The sequence below is a fragment of the Mesorhizobium sp. M0145 genome (genome assembly GCF_040322355.1).
GTDB lineage: Bacteria > Pseudomonadota > Alphaproteobacteria > Rhizobiales > Rhizobiaceae > Mesorhizobium.
The window spans coordinates 23,572-42,586 of the sequence record NZ_JAMYTK010000010.1 but is presented as its reverse complement, the minus strand read 5'-3'; the positions used below and the strand labels follow the sequence as shown (position 1 = coordinate 42,586).

Genomic DNA, 19,015 nt, shown 5'->3' with positions numbered 1-19,015 from the left:
CGTCTTGGCGTTGCGCGCCAATCCACTTTCTCCCACAAGGGGAGAAGGAGACCGCACGAACGCCGGTTCTTTACGTCGCTGTGTTAGGTGGTGAACGTCACGGACGAGGACTTTACTTGCACTTGGCGATCGAGGCCAGCGCCGCCGAGATGCCCTTCAGCGAGAAGACGTAGGTGGTAGTGTTGCCGCGGCCGGACTTGGCCGACACCTTCATGTCGGTGCCGGTCTTCATCGCGGCGATCAGCACCGGCTCCTCGGCGGCGTTCTCGACCCAGGCCGACTTGCCGCGCGTGAACATCGAAAACGACTTCTTGTCGATGGTGACGGTGGCCTTGGAACCTTCCTGGAAGGTATAGCCGGCGATGAATTGCGGCTCGTAGGACACTTGCTGCCCCGGCCGCTGGCTGACGAAGAAGAACATGTCGCCGTGATCGAGCGTCGGCGGCTGCTTGTCGGTTGGCACCGTCAGGACATAGCAGACCTTGCCGCCGCCCGACGCCTGATAACTGTAGGTGCCCCAGGCATTATGCTGGCCGATCTTGGTTGCCGACTGCGCCAGCGCGGGCGCCGTCAAGGCCATCAGGGCCAGGCTGGAGACTATAGCAATCAATCCGCGCATCGCTTTTCCCGTATTCCACTGGTGCGGCGGCAGGCCGGCTCGGCGTCCTGCCCGTCGCTTCATTTTGATTTAATCTGGGTTACCAAACGGTGAATTTCCCCTGAGAAAAGGATGTTCACGCCAGGAAACCGCCGCCGTCTTCGCGCTGCCGCTCGAAAAAGCGGCTGGCGCAATGTCCCTGCCGCGACTTGGAGGCCACGAAAACGGCAAGAGTTTGACTTTTCAAGCAGCTAGGTCTTGCGGCGATTCTCGCTTTTTGAGGTGCGTGACGAATTTCCCTGCAGGCGGTACTATGTCTGCGTTCGCCGCCACGGCGCTCGGCCAGGGTGCCCTTCCTGGCGGCTACGGGAGATTTGGCCATGGCCGTTTCCGAGACAGTCCTGATCCTCGCGGGCGGCACAGCCGTCCTGGCGATTGTGTTCGGCGTTCGTGTCGCCATGCGGCGGGCGGCCGGTGGCGCGGTGCGCCGGTCGGATGCCGGGGAGACGGCGGGCGGATCGGGCGCCCCCGACGTGGCCGGGGTCATTGCGCTGCCACCTTTGATCTTCCTCGGCTTCCTGGTGGCGGCAACCGTGCTTGAGGTGCTCGTGCCGCTCCCGGTCATGGCCGGGCAGGCGCTCGCCCGCTATCTGGCTGGCGCTGTGCTCGCGGTGTGCGGCTTCGTGTTCATCTTTATGGCGGCGGGCCGCTTTCAGGCCGCTGGCACCAACATACCACCGACCTTGCCGACGACGGCGCTGGTCGTCGACGGCATCTATCGGCGGACCAGGAATCCGTTCTATCTGGGAACGACCCTCGTTTATCTGGGCCTCGGCGTCGCGGCCGGAAGTCTTTGGGCTATTGCGCTCGTGGTCCCGCTGCTGTGGGTGATCAATACCGGCGTCATCGCGCCGGAAGAGCGCTATCTCGAGCGGAAGTTCGGAGATGCCTATCGCGCCTACAAGGCGCGGGTGCGGCGGTGGGCTTGACGGCCAGAAAGTCGGTTCTCACGCGATTTTTTGCGCCGCACCGGCTCAGCTCTTGTCGGCGATGGCCTGCCTGGCGGCGAGCCGGTGCGCCGGCGTGATGTGGGCGCTGACGGCGGTAATCGCGGCGGTCAGCACGGCGATGTCGTCGGTGAAGCCTAGCCCAAGGATGAAATCGGGGATGACGTCTGTCGGCAGCACGAAATAGCCGAGCGCAGCAAGCAAGGTGCCCTTGGCGCGAAGCGGCGTCTTCTTGTCCATGGCACAGTAATAGGCGGCGACCACCTCTTCCATGAACGGGATCTGCCGGGCGGCCTTCTTCGCCGTACGCCAGAACTTTTCGCGCACTTCGCTCTCGTTGCCCGGCTTGCTGCCGAGGCCGAAGAAATCAAAACCGGATTTTTGCGCCATCAACCTCTCCTTGCGGCCGTCGCGTGACTTTACGCGTGACCGCGAGGCAAAATGTGGTGAAAGCCGAACCTCGCTGCAAGGTGCAGATAGGCTCAGCCGCCGAAATAGCGGTTCATTTTCCTGGCCAGATCGAAATCCAGCGCGGTCAGGCCGCCGGCGTCGTGCGTGTTGAGGGTCACGTTTACCGTCTTGTAGACGTTCGACCAGTCGGGATGGTGGTCCATCTTCTCCGCGGCCAGGGCAACGCGGGTCATGAAGGCAAAGGCTTCGGAGAAATTCTTGAAGGTGAAGCTGCGGGTGATCGACCCACCATCCTTGGCCAGCGACCAGCCGTCGAGGCCGGCAAGTTCGGCGCGGATCGCCTCTTTTGCTAGTTTCTCCCTGGCCATGTCCGTCTACCGCATGATCCGCGAAGCGTCGGCGGCGCCGACCAAACGGCTGGCGACGCGGTTGTCAGCACCTGAAAGCGGCCAGGCCTCCTCGACGACGTAAGGCCCGCCGCCGACCGAATCGCGCGACGACATCAGCACGAAGCGGCCGATCCGGAACGGCAGCGTCGAAAAATTGCCGCGCGCCGACAGATACTGGGCGACATCGAGCGGGCTCGAATTGCGCAGGCGGGCCAGCGTCACATGCGGCATGAACTTGCGCGGGTCGGCCGGGATGCCGAGCCGCTGGCAGATGCGCTCGATCTCGGCCTGCAATGCGGAAAGATCGGGCGAAGCGGCGACCCCGGCCCACACCGCATGCGGCTTCTTCTGGCCGAAGGCGCCGACGCCGGACAGCGTCAGCGGGAAGGACGGGCGGTGAACACGGTCAAGCGCATTGGCGATTTCGTCGGCGACATGGCCCTCGACATCGCCGATGAAGCGCAGCGTCAGATGATAGTTCTCGACGTCGATCCAGCGGGCTCCGGGCAGGCCGCCCCTGAGCAGGGACAGCGAAAGAGCGGCATCACGCGGTATCTCGAGGGCGGTAAAAAGACGCGGCATGGGAAGCCTCCTGTCCTCGAATCGAACTCTTGCCCCTAGCGAATCATCGATATTCAAACGGGGCAAGGGGTTTGTTGGTCGCAGGCCTGCCTAAAAGCTTCCCCTGCGGAAGGTGTTGCGACGGCGAGCCCTCGCCTTCAGGAATTGCCCCGGACCGCTTCAATGGTCTTCTCCACACTGGGCAGGATACCCTCGACGATGCGGTCGACGCCTCGGGCGTTTGGATGAAGGCCGTCCTCGAGTTGCAGGACGGATTGACCGGCGATGCCCTTGAGAAAGAAAGGATAGAGCGGCACGCCATATTTTTCAGCCAGTCTCGGAAAGGTCGCGTCGAAGGCGTTCTGGTAGTCGGCGCCGAGATTGGGCGCCGCGCGCATTCCGGCCAGCAAAACGGCGATCTTGCGCTGCTTCAGTTTTGCCAGCATGGCATCCAGGTTCTTTTCCGCTATGGCGGGCGAAACGCCGCGCAGCATGTCGTTGGCGCCGAGCTCCAGGATGACGAGCTGCGTGCCGTCCGGCACCGACCAGTCGAGCCGCGACAGGCCGCCGCTCGTCGTATCGCCGGAGACGCCGGCATTGGCGACCGTGACATCGTAGCCCTTGGCGCGCAGCGCCGCCTGCAGCTTCTCGGTGAAGCCCTGACCTGGCCCGAGGCCATAACCCGCCATCAAGCTGTCGCCGAAACCGACAATGGTGAACGGTTCGGCGCGCGCCGACGAAATGGCGCCGCAAATGGCGAGGAAAAGGGCGAAGGCTGCGGCAAAGGTGTGTTTGAAAGCCATGCGGCAGGCCCCATATGACCAGGAACATCTGTTGGCGAAGGCAGGTTTTCGTCTTTGTCGAGCATCGGATGCACTAGCCTTCATCCCCCATATAGGACGATTTGATTTTGGAAGAAGCCGTCATTTCGCTGAAAGACGTATCGCTGACGCTCGGCGAAGGTGCATCCTCGGTCCATGTGCTGAAGGGCGTCAGCCTCGATGTGGCGGGCGGCGAAGCGACAGGCATCGTTGGACCTTCAGGTTCGGGAAAGTCGACATTGCTGATGGTTTTGGCCGGACTTGAAAGGGTCGATTCGGGCACGGTCCGAATTGCCGGCGAGCTGCTCAACGGCAAAAGCGAAGATCAGATCGCATCGTTTCGAGGGCGAAACATCGGCATCGTGTTCCAGTCGTTCCATCTCATCCCCAATATGACGGCGCTGGAAAACGTTGCGGTCCCGCTGGAGCTTGCCGGCCATGTCGATCCATTCGGCGTGGCGGCGCGCGAGCTGGCGGCGGTCGGTCTCAGCGATCGCGTCACCCATTACCCCGGCGAATTGTCTGGCGGCGAGCAGCAGCGCGTGGCCATCGCCCGGGCACTGGCGCCGTCGCCGCGCATCCTGATCGCCGACGAGCCGACCGGCAATCTCGACCAGGCAACGGGGCGGCACGTCGCCGACCTGCTGTTTGCCAAGGCGGCCGAACGCGGCATGACGCTGGTGCTGGTCACGCATGACCCGCTACTCGCGGCGCGCTGCTCGCGCCAGGTGTCGATGCGGTCGGGGCTGATCGAAGACGCGCCTAAGCCGGCCACCAGGGCTGGCAAGGTGACCGCGTGATGCCGCTGGCGCAAACGCTGAGGCTCGCCTTTCGGTTTTCGCTGCGCGAAATGCGTGGCGGGCTGTCCGGCTTCCTGATCTTCCTTGCCTGCATCGCGCTCGGCGTCGCTGCGATCGGCGGCGTCAATTCGGTGGCGCAGGCTATTTCCGCCGGTGTTGCCGACCAGGGCCAGACGCTGCTCGGCGGTGATCTCCGCTTCCAGCTCAACCAGCGCGATCCGACCAGAGCCGAACGCAGCTTCCTCGACCGGCTTGGCACGGTTTCGCACAGCGCCAATATGCGCTCGATGGCGAGGCTCGAGGACGGCTCCGACCAGGCGCTGGTCGAGGCCAAGGCGGTCGACGGCGCCTATCCGCTCTATGGTGCGCTGGAGACCGAGCCGGTGCTGTCGCGAGAGGATCTGTTCGGCGAAAAATCCGGCGTCTTCGGCGCCGCCGCCCCGGACCTCTTGTTCGAGCGGCTGAACCTTGGCATCGGTGACCGGCTAAAGCTCGGCAGCGCGACATTCGAGCTGCGCGCCAGGCTGGTCAACGAGCCGGATGCAGTGTCGGATGGCTTCGGTTTTGCGCCGCGGCTGATGGTGTCGACCGACGGGCTTGCCGCTTCCGGCCTGATCCAGCCGGGCAGCCTGGTCGAGAACGCCTATAAGGTCCGCCTGCCCGGCGGCACCACTGAGGCACAGATCAACGCGATCCAGGAGCAGGCGGCAAACCAGTTCCCGCAGGCCGGCTGGTCGATCCGCACCCGCAGCAACGCAGCGCCGGCGCTGTCCTCGAATATCGAGCGGTTTTCGCAATTCCTGACGCTGGTTGGGTTGACGGCGCTGGTGGTCGGCGGCGTCGGCGTGGCCAATGCCGTGCGTGCCTATCTCGACGGCAAGCGCGGCGTCATCGCCACCTTCAAGAGCCTGGGGGCTTCGGGCGGGTTCGTCTTTGCCGTCTATCTGGTGCAGATCCTGATGATCGCCGCCCTCGGCATCACGCTAGGCCTTGTGCTTGGCGCGCTGATGCCGTTCGCGGCCAGCGCGGCACTCCAATCGGTCATTCCAGTGCCGGCGGAAGGTGGGTTCTATCCCGGCGCCCTCGGCATGGCAGCGCTGTTCGGGCTGCTCGTGACGCTGGCTTTCGCCTTGCTGCCGCTCGGCCGCGCCCGCGACGTGCCGGCAACGGCGCTGTTTCGCGAAATGGGCTTCGAGGGCCGCGGTTTTCCCCGCCCGCTCTATATCGCCGCGGCATTGGGCATCGCGCTGCTGCTCGCGGTACTGGCGATCCTGTTTTCCGGCGACCGCCGTATTGCCTCGATCTTCGTCGGCGCCACGGTGTTGTCGTTCCTGGTGCTGCGTGTGGTCGGCTCGCTGGTGCAGTGGGCGGCGAAGAAAAGCCCGCGCGTGCGCTCGACCGCGCTCAGGCTCGCCATCGGCAACATCCATCGGCCTGGCGCCTTGACGCCGTCCGTGGTGCTGTCGTTGGGACTCGGGCTGACGCTGCTGGTGACGCTGGCGCTGATCGACGGCAATCTCAGGCGGCAGATCTCGGGCAGCCTGCCGGAAAGGGCACCGAACTTCTTCTACGTCGATATCCAGAGCGGTGACGTCGATGCCTTCTCCGCGCTGGTCGGCAAAGAGGCACCGCAAGGCAAGCTGATCAAGGTGCCGATGCTGCGCGGCCGGGTGATGGCGCTCAACGGCGTCGATGTCGACAAGGTCAAGGTTCCGGCCGAAGGCGCCTGGGTACTGCGCGGCGATCGCGGCCTGACCTATGACGCAAAGCTGCCGGAGAATGCGACGCTGACCGAGGGCAGCTGGTGGCCGGAGAACTATGCCGGCGAGCCGCTGGTCTCGTTTTCCGCCGAGGAAGGCAAAGAGATCGGGCTGAAGCTCGGCGATACCATCACCGTCAACGTGCTCGGCCGCAACATCACGGCCAAGATCGCCAATTTCCGCCAGGTCGAATGGGAAACCATGGGCATCAATTTCGTCATGGTGTTCTCGCCCAACACATTCGCCGGTGCGCCGCATGGCTGGTTGGCGACGCTGACCGAGACGAATGCGTCGGCAGCCGACGATGCGCATCTTCTCAACGCCGTCACGCGTGCCTTTCCCGCGGTGACGACGGTCAGGGTCAAGGACGCGCTCGAAATCGTCAACCGGCTGGTGGCGCAGCTCGGCACAGCAATCAGGGCAGCAGCGGGCGTGGCGTTGATCGCCTCGGTGCTGGTGCTGGCCGGGGCGCTCGCCGCCGGCAACCGGGCTCGCATTCACGACGCGGTGGTGCTGAAGACCCTGGGTGCGACCAGGAAAACGCTGATCGCCGCGTTTTCGCTGGAATACATGCTGATCGGCCTTGCTACCGCGATCTTCGCGCTGGCGGCGGGCGGTGTGGCGGCATGGTTCGTCGTCGCGCGCATCATGACGCTGCCATCGCACTTCATGCCCGAGGTGGCGGTGGCGACTATCGGCTTTTCGCTGGTGGTCACGGTCGGCATCGGCCTTGCCGGCACGTGGCGGGTGTTGGGCCACAAGGCGGCGCCGGTGCTGCGGAATCTTTGAGCCAGAGCCGTTTTTGATTAAATCTCGGTAATGTTCCGGGCGGGAAGGCCAATAAAACCGTATCTCCGGCACTTCACGGAGCATTACGCTTGGTTACGGTCTTGTCCTTTACGCCAAGAACCATCATATTTCGGCGCAGGCATGCTGGAGCCCCGCCAGCGGCGCCTGGGTTCAAAGGACCTGACACCGGACGGGGCAGAAGCAATATGAGGATTTCCATGGCTGATCCCGTTCGCAATTATCAGACGCGCGCCGTGCCCGGCGCCGGCGTCGATGCTGCCATCGACCAGGGCCTGCGGGCCTACATGATTAAGGTCTACAATCTGATGGGGCTTGGCCTCCTCATCACCGGCCTTGCCGCGGTCGGCACAATCATGCTGGCCACCACCAGCGATCCCGCCTCGGCCGTCGCGACGTTGCCAAGCGGCGAGATGCTGACCTCGTTCGGCTACGCGATCTTTGGTTCGCCGCTGAAATGGCTGGTGATCTTTGCCCCGCTGGCAGCGGTGATGTTCCTGTCGTTCCGCGTCCAGTCGATGAGCGTTTCGGCCGCGCAGACGACGTTCTGGGTCTACGCCGGCCTCGTCGGCCTGTCGCTGTCGTCGATCTTCCTGGTCTACACCACCGCCAGTATCTCGCAGACCTTCTTCGCCACCGCCGCCGCCTTTGGCGGGCTGTCGCTCTACGGCTACACGACCAAGCGCGATCTCTCGGCGTTCGGGTCGTTCCTGGTCATGGGCCTGGTCGGCCTGATCATCGCGATGGTGATCAACATCTTCCTGCAGTCGTCGGCGCTTTCCTTCGCCGTTTCGGCGATCGGCGTGCTGATCTTCGCGGGCCTCACCGCCTACGACACGCAGAACATCAAGGAGATGTACTTCGAGGGCGACGAGACTGATGTCGCCGGCCGCAAGGCGATTATGGGCGCATTGAGGCTCTATCTCGACTTCATCAACCTATTTATGTTTCTGCTGCAGTTCATGGGCGACCGTCGCTAAATACGGTTTTCCTGGACCAGCGAGTTTGGAAAGGGCGGCCCAATGGCCGCTCTTTTCTTTTGTGCCGGCTTTTGCTGTGATATAGGGCAGATGAACGACGTGCCTAAATTATGAGCAGCATCACCTTGCGGGCCGCGACGTCGGCCGATCTCGACCGGATCACGGAAATCTATGCCGACGCGGTGACGAATGGCACGGCGAGCTATGAACTCGAACCGCCAAGCCGTACCGAGATGGGCGCGCGCTTCGACAGCCTGATGGCGGGCGGCTTTCCCTATCTCGTTGCGGAAAAGGCCGGCGCCGTGCTCGGCTATGCCTATGCCGGGGCGTTCCGGCCGCGCCCGGCGTACCGCTTCGTCGTTGAGGATTCCGTCTATGTCGCGCCCGAGGCCAAAGGGCAAGGCGTCGGGCTGCTCCTGATGCAAGGGCTGATCGAGGCGGCCAAGGCGGCGGGTTTTCGCCAGATCATCGCGGTGATCGGCGACGGCCGGCCCGACAGCGCCTCGGTACGGCTGCACGAGAAGCTCGGCTTTCGTCATTCCGGCCGCCTGGAAGGCTCAGGCTACAAGCACGGACGCTGGCTGGACACGGTGTTCATGCAGCTGCCGATCAATGGCGGGGCGTCCATCCCGCCTGATCCGCAATCGCTGCCCGAGCGGAAGTTCCGCCAGCAAAAATAAAGGGTTACGCCTCGACCAGCTTCAGTGTTCGGTCGAACACGCCAAGCACCCGGCCGAGTTCCTGGCCGCGCTTGAGGATGCGCCCGCCGGCGGCGATGACGGCGAACGCGCCTTGCCGTCGCGCCAGCTTCGGATCCTTGACGATCTGGAAAAGCGGCACTTCGCTGGTGCGGCGGAAGACGGAAAAAACGGCGCGGTCGGCGAGATGGTCGATGGCATAGTCGCGCCACTCGTTGGCGGCAACCATACGGCCGTAGAGCCTGAGGATCTGGTCCAGTTCGCGCCGGTCGAACCGCACCGGCTGGTCGAGGCGTTCGCGTCTTGCCTCATGCAGCGGGATCAATATTGCGGATGCGTCCCCATCCTCCGTCCCGCTGCTGCGATCAGTCATGCCTGGATCCTCGCAATGAATCGTACGCCGACCAAAGTTGGCGCTTTCGTTGCCGAATTGCAAGGCCCGGCCGGGCAAGGCCAGCACCGCGCGGTTTCTCCAGCGTCCAGTCACGTTTGCGAAACGCCTGTTGGAATTGGTGATGCTTCGCCACAATCCTGCCTTTTTTTATCCGTGCTCATGCCCCAATGTCCGACGAATTTACCGGTGTTGCCTGAGACGGTTCGGTCCGGCACCGGCTCGTAAACCCCAAGCCCCCCGCCCACGGGTCTGCGTCGGATCGAACCAACCTCGGTTTTTCCTTGGAAAGATCGGGTGCGACGATCCCAAAACCTAAATGACCGGCGTCAGAAGCAAGCTGACGCCGGTTTTTTATTGGCCGGAGCCGTGGCGGTGCGATCCGTCCGGATTGGCTGCCATCAGAAGGTTGAGCGCGGTCCTCCCTTCTCCCCTTGTGGGAGAAGGTGTCGCCGAAGGGGACGGATGAGGGGTGTTCCAGCTTGGCAATTTCCTTGAAATCGCCGCCGCCTCAATTCTTCCAGCACCCCTCAACCGTCTCGGCGCTGCGCGCCGATCCACCTTCTCCCACAAGGGGAGAAGGAGAGGTCCCCGCTTAAGGCTTGCGGATAAAGGCTGCGCCCAGGATCGGCCCGGGCATGCCGTCCTTGCCGACCGACTGCAGCAGCACGGCGCAGCCGCCCTTCTTGGCGATCTCGCTCATCGGCAGTTCGTAGCGCTGCGCCTTGCCGTGCCACATGCCGGCGGTCTGGATGCTGGAGACGGCGTTCCAGTAGGTCATGCTGCGGCCGCTGTTTTCACCCTTGCCGATTTTTATCGTCTGTGGCGGGTTGAAATAGACGATGACGACATGCGCGTCGGTGGGGCCGGTCACGGCGTCGCCGGCATCGATCATGACGCGATCGCTGGTCCGGCTGACCTTGATGCCGACGCGCATGCCTTCGCCGACCCTCTCCATGCGGGCCAGCGCGCCGTCGACTTCCTTGCGGCTGGCGCCGTTGACATGGCTGCGGCCGTTTATGACGGCTTGCGGGGTGTAGACGGAACGACTGCCGAAGGCGCGCATATACTCGTATTGCCGCTCGGTATTTTCCTTGCGGCTCAGCGTGTCCTGCCAGCCGAGGTAATCCCAATAATCGACATGATAGGCGAGCGCGACGATGTCCTCCTTGGCGGCAAGCTCGGCGAAGAATTCGTCGGCCGGCGGACAGGAGTTGCATCCTTGGCTGGTGAAGAGCTCGACGACGCCTAATGGCTTGTCGGTTGGCTCGGCAAGGGCCCTGCCGGCAAACGCCGAGAGGGCCAGCGCAAGGGCCGCAAGCCGCAATGGTCTTCGAGATGGCATGGCCGTTCCGATCCCGCCGGTGACGCCGGCTTTGTTCTGGTTGTCGAAATATGTGGCAGAAGCGGCAGTCAACGGGAAGTCACGTTGCGGTGAAATTTTGCCGTTGCAACCGCTGGCAAGGGCGCAATAGGTGGACTTGCACTTCACGATGGAAGCGATTCGGGCGGCAATCAGCATGTGGCAATCTCTCCTGGCGCCGGTCGACCTTTATTGCGAACGGACGGGGCCGGAATTCTGGGCCGAACCGCTCAATGCGCTGAGCAATCTGGCTTTTTTTGCCGCCGGGCTATGGGGTGTCTGGCAGGTGCGAAAGCGCGGCACCGGCACCTTCGCCGAAGTGCTGGCCTGGTGGGTGGTGGCGATCGGCGTCGGCTCGTCGCTGTTCCACACCTTTGCCACAAGGGCAATGATCCTGGCCGACGTGCTGCCCATTGCAGGGTTCACGCTGGCCTACACGCTGTTCAACCTGCGACGTTTTCTCGGCATGAAATGGGGCAAGGCGATCGCCATTTTCGTCGCCTTTTACGCCGTTGCCGGGCTGGTGACCTTTGCCGTGCCGGACTGGCTGCGCCAGGCGTCGAACGGGACGACCGGCTATCTGCCGCCGTTTCTGGCGCTCGCCTTCTTCGGCGCCTGGGTGGCGGCCAGCGGCAATCGCGCCGGCTGGTACAATCTGGCGGGTTCGGCGATCTTCGTCGTGTCGGTCATCTGCAGGATGATCGATCCGCTGGTCTGCGGCGGCTTTCCGCTCGGCACGCATTTCTTGTGGCACATATTCAACGGGCTGATGCTCGGCGTGCTGCTGGCGGCGACAGCGCGGTTTGGCAAGCCGGGAATTGGGGGAATAGGGCAGTAGGGGAATAGGGCAGTAGGGGAATAAGTCGCTTCTCCTTGCTTCACCCTACTGCCCTATTTCCTTATTGCCCTACTCCCTTAAGCGGCCAGATCGCGCAGCACGTATTGCAGGATGCCGCCATTCTTGAAGTAGTCGAGCTCGTCCAGCGTATCGATGCGGCAGATGATCGGAACCTCTTTGACGCTGCCGTCGCCGTAGGTGATCCTGGCGATCATCTTCTGCCGCGGCTTGATGTTGCTCAGTCCGTCGATCTCGACCAGTTCGTCGCCCTTGAGGTTGAGCGAGGCCCATGAGGTGCCTTCCTCGAAGACGAAGGGGATCACGCCCATGCCGACCAAATTGGAGCGGTGGATGCGCTCGAAGGACTGGGCGATGACCGCGCGGACGCCCAACAAATTGGTGCCCTTGGCCGCCCAGTCACGCGACGAGCCGTTGCCATATTCGACGCCGGCGAAGATAACCAGCGGCACGCCTTCCTTCTTGTAGCGCATCGCGGCGTCGTAGATCGATTCCTCTTCTTTCGAGGGATAATGGATGGTGTAGCCGCCCTCGCGGCCGTTCTCGCCCAGCATATGGTTGCGGATGCGGATATTGGCGAAGGTGCCGCGCATCATTACCTCATGATTGCCGCGGCGTGTGCCGTACTGGTTGAAATCGGCGACGCCGACGCCGTGGTCGGTGAGATACTTGCCGGCCGGCGAGGCCGCCTTGATCGAACCGGCCGGCGAAATGTGGTCGGTGGTGATCTTGTCGCCGAACAGGCCGAGCACACGCGCGCCCTTGATATCGCCGATCTTGCCGAAGCCTGACTTCATGCCGGCGAAATAGGGTGGGTTCTGCACATAGGTCGAATTGTCGTCCCAGGCATAGGTCTGGCCTTCCGGCGCCTTGACATTCTGCCAGTACTCGTCGCCCTTGAAGACGTCGGCATACTTGCGGGCGAACAATTCGCGCGTGACGTTCTTCTCGATGAATTCCTGGATCTCGACCGAACTTGGCCAGATGTCTTTGAGATAGACCGGACTGCCGTTGCGATCGTCGCCGAGCGGCTCGGTGGTCAGATCTTTGGTCACGGTCCCGGCCAGCGCGTGGGCGACGACCAGCGGCGGCGAGGCGAGATAGTTCGCCTGCACGTCGGGCGAGACGCGGCCTTCGAAATTGCGGTTGCCGGACAAGACTGCCGCAGCAATCAAGCCCTTATCGTTGATGGTCTTGGAGATCGGCGCCGGCAACGGGCCGGAATTGCCGATGCAGGTGGTGCAGCCGAAGCCGACCAGGTTGAAGCCGATCTGGTCGAGCTCCTTCTGCAGGCCGGATTTCTCGAGATATTCGGCGACGACCTGGCTGCCCGGCGCCAATGAGGTCTTGACCCACGGCTTCTGCTTGAGGCCGAGCCGGTTGGCGTTGCGCGCCAACAGCCCGGCGCCGATCAGCACGCTCGGGTTCGAGGTGTTGGTGCAGGAGGTGATGGCGGCGATGACCACATCGCCATGGCCAAGATCGTAGTCCGTGCTCTCGACGGCATAGCGCTTGTCGATTTCGGCGGCCTTCCTGTATTCGGTCTCCATGGCCTTGGCGAAGCCGGCCGGAATGTCTTCAAGTGCGACCCGGCCTTCAGGCCGCTTCGGGCCGGCCATCGACGGGACGACACTGCCGAGATCGAGCTCCAGCAGGTCGGTGAAGACCGGATCGGCAGAGCCGGCATCGCGCCACAAGCCTTGCGCCTTCGAATAAGCCTCGACCAGGGCGATGCGGCTTTCGTCGCGACCGGACATTGTGAGATAGCGGATGGTTTCGCTGTCGACCGGGAAGAAGCCGCAGGTGGCGCCATATTCTGGCGCCATGTTGCCGATGGTGGCGCGATCGGCCAGCGTCATGTTGGACAGGCCCGGCCCGAAGAATTCGACGAACTTGCCGACGACGCCCTTCTTGCGCAGCATCTGCGTGACGGTGAGCACCAGGTCGGTGGCGGTGACGCCTTCCCTCAGCCTGCCGGTGAGCCGGAAGCCGATGACTTCAGGCAGCAGCATGGAGACCGGCTGGCCGAGCATCGCGGCCTCCGCCTCGATACCGCCGACGCCCCAGCCGAGCACGCCAAGACCGTTGATCATCGTGGTGTGCGAATCGGTGCCGACGCAGGTGTCGGGATAGGCGGTGGTCTCGCCGTCTTCGCTGTTGGTCCACACGACCTGACCGAGATATTCGAGATTGACCTGATGGCAGATGCCGGTGCCGGGCGGCACGACGCGGAAATTGCGGAACGCCTGCTGGCCCCATTTCAGGAATTTGTAGCGTTCCTCGTTGCGCTCATATTCAAGCTCGACATTGCGGGCGAAAGCCAGTGGCGTGCCGAATTCGTCGACGATGACCGAGTGGTCGATGACTAGATCGACCGGCACCAGCGGATTGATCTTTTGCGGGTCGCCGCCGAGCGAGGCCATGGCGTCGCGCATGGCGGCAAGGTCGACCACGGCTGGAACGCCGGTGAAATCCTGCATCAGCACGCGAGCCGGGCGATAGGCGATCTCGACGCCGGCGGTGCCCCGGTCAGTCAGCCAGCCGGCGACCGCCTGGATGCTCTCCTTGGTGACGGAACGGCCGTCCTCGTTGCGCAGCAGATTCTCCAGCAGCACCTTCATCGAATAGGGCAATTGGGCGATGCCGGTGAGGCCGTTCTTTTCGGCCTCGACAAGGTCATAGTAGATGTACTCGGCGCCGCCGGCGGTCAGCGTGCGGCGGCAATTGAAGCTGTCGAGTGATTTGGACACGTGCGATCCCTAACTGTCGGTTGCCGGAAGGGAACGGACGCCAGTGGGCATGCAAATCACGCGCAAAGGTGCGGGTACGGCCATTTCCGCTATCCGTTCCCAAGCGTCCGGGCCGTTCAAGGCGGCACGCGCGCTGGTTCGGCGCAAATTCGGTTCCCGTGCCGACCGCTGGCACGGATGATGCGGATATAGAGAATTTTCTGGAATAGTTCTAGACACGGATTCGCCATTTTTGCTGCGGCGCACCGAAGCCGCACCTGAACTTTCGGCGAAGGGGGACGGATGCGGCTGATCGCCGAAAATCTGGGCGGCGAACGCGGCGGCGAGACGGTATTTTCCGGCATCGAATTCGCGCTGGGGGATGGCCAGGCGCTGGTCGTCACCGGGCCGAACGGCGCCGGCAAATCGACGCTGCTCAGGATCGTCGCCGGACTGTTGCCAGTGGCGGCAGGCCGTGTGCGGTTCGAAGGTGGTGGCGAGGACTTTCCGTCGGCCGCCTCGGCCTGTCACTATCTCGGCCACCTCAACGCGATGAAGACGGCGCTGAGCGTTACGGAAAACCTGTGCTTCTGGCGCGATTTTTCGGGCGCCGGTTCCGCGGGTGTTGAAGAGGCGCTGGAAACCGTCGGGCTGGGCGGCATCGGCCATCTGCCGTTCGGCTATCTCTCGACCGGGCAACGCCGCCGCGCGGCGATTGCAAAACTGCTGGTAAGCCACCGGCCATTGTGGCTGCTCGATGAGCCGACGGCAGGACTGGACAAGGCTTCGGAGGAGAGATTCGGCGAATTGATGGGGAAACACCTCGAGAGTGGGGGGATCGTGGTTGCGGCGACGCATTTGCCGCTTGGGATCGAGGGGGCGGAGGGGCTGGTGATGGGCGAGGCCGCTTGATGTTGGTGCTCTATGCGATGGAACTCCATCCTTTGCTTGGCCTTCATGCATGCATCGGGACCAAACCATAATGTGGTCCCTCTTCCTACGCGACATCCGCCTGAGTATCCGCGCCGGCGGCGGGGCGCTTACCGGCGTGATTTTCTTTCTCGCCGTTATCGCGACCATCCCCTTCGGCGTCGGTCCCGAGCTGAAGCTGCTGGCCCGCATCGGCCCGGCGATCCTGTGGATCGCCGCCTTGCTGGCCTGCCTGCTCGGCCTCGACCGGCTGTTCCAGGCCGACCGCGAGGACGGCTCGCTCGATCTTCTGGTGCTTGGCAACGACCGGCACATGCTGGCCTTGACCGTTCTGACGAAATGCCTGGCGCATTGGGCGGGAAGCGTGCTGCCGCTGGTCATCGCCGCTCCCTTGCTCGGCCTGTTCATGAACATGGAGCCCATCGGCATCGGTGCGACGGCGCTGACGCTTCTGGTAGGCACGCCGGCGATCACCTTCATCGGTGCTGCCGGTGCAGCGGTGGCAGTGGCGTTGCCGCGTGGCGGGCTGCTGATCTCGGTGCTCGTGCTGCCGCTGACCATTCCCGTGCTGATCTTCGGCGTATCGGCAAGCTATGGCGCGGTGGCGGACCCCGATCCATTCCTGCAGCCCTTCCTCATTCTTGCCGCGCTGACCTTGTTTCTTGCCGTGCTCGGCCCTGTGGCGGCGGCGCTGGCGCTGCGGCACGGAACGGATTGATGTGTTGGCTTCAGCTCATGCCTGCGGCGCGGCGAACAATTGCGGAGCCGATGGCGCAGCGTTAAGAGAAGACATGTTGGAACGGCGTGAGACGGACCGGTTGGAAAGCGCCGCGGAGCGAAAAGCATGAGCGTACATGCGCTTTATGTCACCGCCGCCTATGCGATCACGGCCGTGGTGCTGGGCGGGCTGATCGGCTGGATTCTGCTCGACCAGCGCGGCCGCAAGCGAGAGCTTGCCGAGCTGGAGGCATCCGGCGTGCGCCGGCGCTCCGATAAGGCAGTAAAATCATGAGCACGGAAACCCAAACACCGGCGCGCCGCCGCCTGATCGTGCTGCTGCCGCTGCTGGTCTTTCTCGGGCTGGCGGGATTGTTCCTGGCGCAGCTTTTGTCCGGGCGCGACGTGTCGGAAGTGCCATCGGCGCTGATCGGCCTGCCGGCGCCGCAGACCAACCTGCCGGCGCTCGAAGGCACCAATTTGCCGGGCCTCGATTCAAAACAGTTCGCCGGCAAGGTGACGCTGGTCAACGTCTTCGCGTCCTGGTGCGCGCCGTGCCGCGAAGAGCATCCGGTGCTGCTGGCGCTGTCGCAGGACAGACGCTTCGTCATGGCGGCGCTGAACTACAAGGACCAGCCGGAAAACGCCCGTCGGTTCCTTGGCGATCTCGGCAACCCATTCCAGGCGATCGGCGTCGACGAGGCCGGACGCGCGGCGATCGACTGGGGTGTCTACGGCGTGCCGGAGACCTTCGTCATCGGCAAGGATGGCAAGATCGCCTATAAGCATGTAGGGCCGCTGACGCCGGACTCGGCGCGGACGCTGCTGTTACCCGAAATCGAGAAGGCGCTGGCCATGCCGGGCTGATGGCCCGCCGTTTCGTCATGCTAGGGTCTTTGCTCCGCTTTGCGTCGCTACGCCCAAGGATGACGAACGTGATAGGTCGACCGAAGACTCAGCCGTAGATCTGCTTGTGGACCTGGTAGAGCATTTCGCTGCGGTCGGCGCGCATGTCGGCGAGGTCACGGCTGCTGAAGCTGTCGATTTCGGCGACGAGGCGGTTGTAATGCCGGCGCTTGGCGATGCTGGCGCGAGCGCGGCTCATGAGGCTGTCGATGATCATAGCGAGTTTCCTTTTTGCGCCGCGTTTCGCGGCCAGTTGTTCCTCCCTTGATCGATACGGAGCATGACATAGTTATGGTGCATTGCAAAAATAAGATGTTGCAATGCACCATTGCGCTGGGCGCATAGCCGGTTAACGGGATGTGACCTGCCGTCCGGGCCAGCATTCGCTTCCATAATGCTTCTGACGCATCATCGATCTTGCCATATCGATCGTGGGCTGGCTTGATCGCGCCTTGCCAAGCGACTGCTACCGGGAGGAACCATGGCCAGCGAATTCTACGAAGTTCTCGATCCGCGCTTTTCGCGGCTGTTCAACGGCAATGCACAGGTCGACAGGCTGTTTACCGGCTGCCGATGGGCGGAAGGACCGGCCTGGTTCGCGGCCGGGCGCTATGTGGTCTGGTCCGACATCCCGAACAATCGCATGCTGCGTTACGACGAGACCGACGGCAGCGTCAGCGTGTTCCGTCAGCCGTCCGGCAATTCCAACGGCAACACGGTCGACCGGCAAGGCCGGCTGGTTACTTGCGAGCATTCCGGCCGCCGCGTCAGCCGCACCGAGCATGACGGGTCGGTAGTCACCATCGCCGACAAATGGCGCGGCAAGCGGCTGAACTCGCCCAATGACGCGGTGGTCAAGTCCGACGGTTCGATCTGGTTCACCGACCCGAGCTACGGCATCGATACCGATTACGAGGGCGACAAGGCCGAAAGCGAGATCGGCGCCTGCCATGTCTACCGGGTCGATCCCGGCACCGGCGAGACTGAGGCGGTGGTCACCGACATGGTCAGGCCCAACGGGCTCGCCTTCTCGGTTGACGAGAGCAAGCTCTATGTCGCCGACACTGGCCGCACCCATGGTGCGCAAAACCCGGCGCACATCCGGGTGTTCAATGTCGGCCAGGGCGGCAAGACGGTCTCAGGCGAAAAGGTCTTTGCCGACTGCACCGCCGGCCTGTTCGACGGTTTCAGGCTGGATGCGGACGGCCGCATCTGGACCAGTGCCGCCGACGGCATCCACTGCTACGACCCGGACGGGACGCTGATCGGCAAGGTCAAGGTACCGGAAGTCGTTGCTAATTGCGTGTTCGGCGGCAACAAGCTGAACTGCCTCTACATCGCCGGCACGACCTCGCTCTACATGGTCCGGCTCATGGTCAACGGCGCCAAAACCTACTGAGCGGCCGCCAAGCATATGCAAGGGAGGGAACCATGCCATTCGTGAATATCCGCCTGGTCAAGGAGGTGATTGCCGATGACCCGGCCGGCAAAAAGGCCGCGATCGCCGCCCAGGTGACAGCGGCCATCACCGGCGTCACCGGCCTGACCAACAATGATGTCTGGGTGGTTTTCGAGGAGGTCGCTGCACGCGACTGGTTCGTCGGCGAGACCGACGTCGAGACGCGGAGGGGCAAGGGATAGTTCTCGGCACAGATTGGCCGCAGCTCCTAGCGTCGTCATCCCAGGGCGGAGCAGGAGCGAAGCTCCGTCGCGGAGACCCTGGGATGACGAAAGCACGGTCCGGCGTTCACCGCGAGCGGATGAAGCCCGCGAAGGCCGAAACGGCGCGGCGCATCGTCAGCCGGTTTTCCGGCTGCGATAAGATATCCTCCACCTCCGGCGGCCTCTTGCCGAGCAGCGCGATTTCGAGCGCTGCTTCCTCATGGAGCGCGAAAGACATTGTCCGCATGACCTCGGCCAGTGCGGCGCGGGCAAACAGCGAGCGCGGCGAGGCGTGGACCAGCGTGGCCGGCTTGCCGACGGCGGCATCGCGCGACACCAGCCAGTCAAGCGCGTTCTTTAGGCCGCCTGGCACACCGTGGGCATATTCCGGGCAGGAGACGATGACGCCGTCAGCGGCGGTGACCGCATCGATCAGCACTGCTGCTTGCAGCGGCGTCCGCTCGCCTTCCTCGTCGGGGTTGAAAATCGGCAGCCGGCCAAGCCCATCGTAGACGGAGACGTGACAGTCCGGCGGCGCGTTTTGCGCGAGTGCCGCGAGCAGGGCCGAATTGGTCGAGGCGGCGCGCAGGCTGCCGGAGATGGCGAGGATGTTGAGCAAAGGAATGGAG

Annotated in this window: 22 protein-coding genes; 12 read left to right on the top strand and 10 right to left on the bottom strand. The window is 63.5% G+C overall.

The genetic code is table 11. The features are described from left to right. Positions 1-112: 112 nt before the first annotated feature. On the bottom strand, positions 113-619 hold the full coding sequence (locus NKJ28_RS16360) for an invasion associated locus B family protein (protein ID WP_352577264.1): 507 nt from the start codon (positions 617-619) through the stop codon (positions 113-115). 359 nt (positions 620-978) lie between these two features. Here NKJ28_RS16360 and NKJ28_RS16355 point away from each other — a divergent pair, with 359 nt between their 5' ends. Then, complete coding sequence (locus tag NKJ28_RS16355; protein WP_352636454.1) at positions 979-1,587, top strand: methyltransferase family protein; 609 nt, start codon at positions 979-981, stop codon at positions 1,585-1,587. 45 nt (positions 1,588-1,632) lie between these two features. On the opposite strand, the gene NKJ28_RS16350 is transcribed toward NKJ28_RS16355, so the two are convergent. The 4 genes from NKJ28_RS16350 to NKJ28_RS16335 form a co-directional block, all read right to left on the bottom strand. Then, complete coding sequence (locus NKJ28_RS16350; RefSeq protein ID WP_031212728.1) at positions 1,633-1,995, bottom strand: YkvA family protein; 363 nt, start codon at positions 1,993-1,995, stop codon at positions 1,633-1,635. A 92-nt stretch (positions 1,996-2,087) separates the two neighbouring features. Continuing rightward, the gene (locus tag NKJ28_RS16345; protein WP_023679826.1) at positions 2,088-2,384 is read right to left on the bottom strand and encodes a 4a-hydroxytetrahydrobiopterin dehydratase; all 297 of its coding nucleotides are present in this window, start codon (positions 2,382-2,384) and stop codon (positions 2,088-2,090) included. Positions 2,385-2,390: 6 nt separating this feature from the next. Beyond that, positions 2,391-2,987, bottom strand: a complete 597-nt coding sequence (thpR, locus tag NKJ28_RS16340) for an RNA 2',3'-cyclic phosphodiesterase (RefSeq protein ID WP_352456356.1) — start codon at positions 2,985-2,987, stop codon at positions 2,391-2,393. Positions 2,988-3,124: 137 nt separating this feature from the next. Beyond that, entirely contained in the window at positions 3,125-3,769 is a 645-nt protein-coding gene (locus NKJ28_RS16335; RefSeq protein WP_352577260.1) for an arylesterase, read from the bottom strand. 107 nt (positions 3,770-3,876) lie between these two features. Between NKJ28_RS16335 and NKJ28_RS16330 the strand changes: the two genes are divergently transcribed. From NKJ28_RS16330 to NKJ28_RS16315, 4 genes are all read left to right on the top strand, one after another. After that, on the top strand, positions 3,877-4,587 hold the full coding sequence (locus tag NKJ28_RS16330; RefSeq protein ID WP_031212726.1) for an ABC transporter ATP-binding protein: 711 nt from the start codon (positions 3,877-3,879) through the stop codon (positions 4,585-4,587). Next, complete coding sequence (locus NKJ28_RS16325) at positions 4,587-7,136, top strand: ABC transporter permease (protein WP_352636453.1); 2,550 nt, start codon at positions 4,587-4,589, stop codon at positions 7,134-7,136. The genes NKJ28_RS16330 and NKJ28_RS16325 overlap by 1 nt, the downstream gene beginning before the upstream one ends. 218 nt (positions 7,137-7,354) lie before the next feature. Continuing rightward, positions 7,355-8,134 carry a Bax inhibitor-1/YccA family protein gene (locus NKJ28_RS16320; protein ID WP_254817871.1) on the top strand — a complete coding sequence of 260 codons (780 nt, stop codon included), beginning with the start codon at positions 7,355-7,357 and terminating at the stop codon, positions 8,132-8,134. A 110-nt stretch (positions 8,135-8,244) separates the two neighbouring features. Continuing rightward, positions 8,245-8,814 carry a GNAT family N-acetyltransferase gene (locus NKJ28_RS16315; protein ID WP_352577256.1) on the top strand — a complete coding sequence of 190 codons (570 nt, stop codon included), beginning with the start codon at positions 8,245-8,247 and terminating at the stop codon, positions 8,812-8,814. Positions 8,815-8,818: 4 nt separating this feature from the next. Here NKJ28_RS16315 and NKJ28_RS16310 read toward each other — a convergent pair whose 3' ends face one another. Together NKJ28_RS16310 and NKJ28_RS16305 are read right to left on the bottom strand one after the other, a co-directional pair. Beyond that, the gene (locus NKJ28_RS16310; protein WP_031212724.1) at positions 8,819-9,205 is read right to left on the bottom strand and encodes a DUF2794 domain-containing protein; all 387 of its coding nucleotides are present in this window, start codon (positions 9,203-9,205) and stop codon (positions 8,819-8,821) included. 613 nt (positions 9,206-9,818) lie between these two features. Continuing rightward, positions 9,819-10,568 carry a DUF1223 domain-containing protein gene (locus tag NKJ28_RS16305; RefSeq protein WP_352470828.1) on the bottom strand — a complete coding sequence of 250 codons (750 nt, stop codon included), beginning with the start codon at positions 10,566-10,568 and terminating at the stop codon, positions 9,819-9,821. Between the two features lie 175 nt (positions 10,569-10,743). Here NKJ28_RS16305 and NKJ28_RS16300 point away from each other — a divergent pair, with 175 nt between their 5' ends. Continuing rightward, positions 10,744-11,424 (top strand): ceramidase domain-containing protein, encoded by a 681-nt coding sequence (locus NKJ28_RS16300; RefSeq protein WP_023679817.1) that lies wholly within the window; start codon positions 10,744-10,746, stop codon positions 11,422-11,424. 77 nt (positions 11,425-11,501) lie between these two features. Here NKJ28_RS16300 and acnA read toward each other — a convergent pair whose 3' ends face one another. Next, complete coding sequence (gene acnA / locus NKJ28_RS16295; RefSeq protein WP_352636452.1) at positions 11,502-14,192, bottom strand: aconitate hydratase AcnA; 2,691 nt, start codon at positions 14,190-14,192, stop codon at positions 11,502-11,504. Between the two features lie 282 nt (positions 14,193-14,474). Between acnA and ccmA the strand changes: the two genes are divergently transcribed. From ccmA to NKJ28_RS16275, 4 genes are all read left to right on the top strand, one after another. After that, positions 14,475-15,083, top strand: a complete 609-nt coding sequence (gene ccmA, locus NKJ28_RS16290; protein WP_352578087.1) for a heme ABC exporter ATP-binding protein CcmA — start codon at positions 14,475-14,477, stop codon at positions 15,081-15,083. A gap of 70 nt (positions 15,084-15,153) precedes the next feature. Continuing rightward, positions 15,154-15,819: a heme exporter protein CcmB gene (gene ccmB / locus NKJ28_RS16285; protein WP_352578088.1), complete on the top strand. Its 666-nt coding sequence runs from the start codon at positions 15,154-15,156 to the stop codon at positions 15,817-15,819. A gap of 126 nt (positions 15,820-15,945) precedes the next feature. After that, the gene (gene ccmD, locus NKJ28_RS16280) at positions 15,946-16,113 is read left to right on the top strand and encodes a heme exporter protein CcmD (protein WP_352456348.1); all 168 of its coding nucleotides are present in this window, start codon (positions 15,946-15,948) and stop codon (positions 16,111-16,113) included. Beyond that, the gene (locus NKJ28_RS16275) at positions 16,110-16,685 is read left to right on the top strand and encodes a DsbE family thiol:disulfide interchange protein (RefSeq protein WP_352578089.1); all 576 of its coding nucleotides are present in this window, start codon (positions 16,110-16,112) and stop codon (positions 16,683-16,685) included. Before ccmD ends, NKJ28_RS16275 begins: the two co-directional genes overlap by 4 nt. Before the next feature lie 88 nt (positions 16,686-16,773). On the opposite strand, the gene NKJ28_RS16270 is transcribed toward NKJ28_RS16275, so the two are convergent. After that, entirely contained in the window at positions 16,774-16,941 is a 168-nt protein-coding gene (locus NKJ28_RS16270; RefSeq protein ID WP_023721879.1) for a hypothetical protein, read from the bottom strand. A 264-nt stretch (positions 16,942-17,205) separates the two neighbouring features. Here NKJ28_RS16270 and NKJ28_RS16265 point away from each other — a divergent pair, with 264 nt between their 5' ends. Both NKJ28_RS16265 and NKJ28_RS16260 read left to right on the top strand, forming a co-directional pair. Beyond that, on the top strand, positions 17,206-18,123 hold the full coding sequence (locus NKJ28_RS16265) for an SMP-30/gluconolactonase/LRE family protein (protein WP_352578090.1): 918 nt from the start codon (positions 17,206-17,208) through the stop codon (positions 18,121-18,123). 32 nt (positions 18,124-18,155) lie between these two features. Continuing rightward, positions 18,156-18,365, top strand: a complete 210-nt coding sequence (locus tag NKJ28_RS16260; RefSeq protein WP_254817859.1) for a tautomerase family protein — start codon at positions 18,156-18,158, stop codon at positions 18,363-18,365. Positions 18,366-18,471: 106 nt separating this feature from the next. Here the strand turns inward: NKJ28_RS16260 and NKJ28_RS16255 are convergent, their stop codons facing one another. Then, entirely contained in the window at positions 18,472-19,005 is a 534-nt protein-coding gene (locus tag NKJ28_RS16255) for an NADPH-dependent FMN reductase (protein ID WP_031212720.1), read from the bottom strand. Between the last annotated feature and the right edge of the window lie 10 nt (positions 19,006-19,015).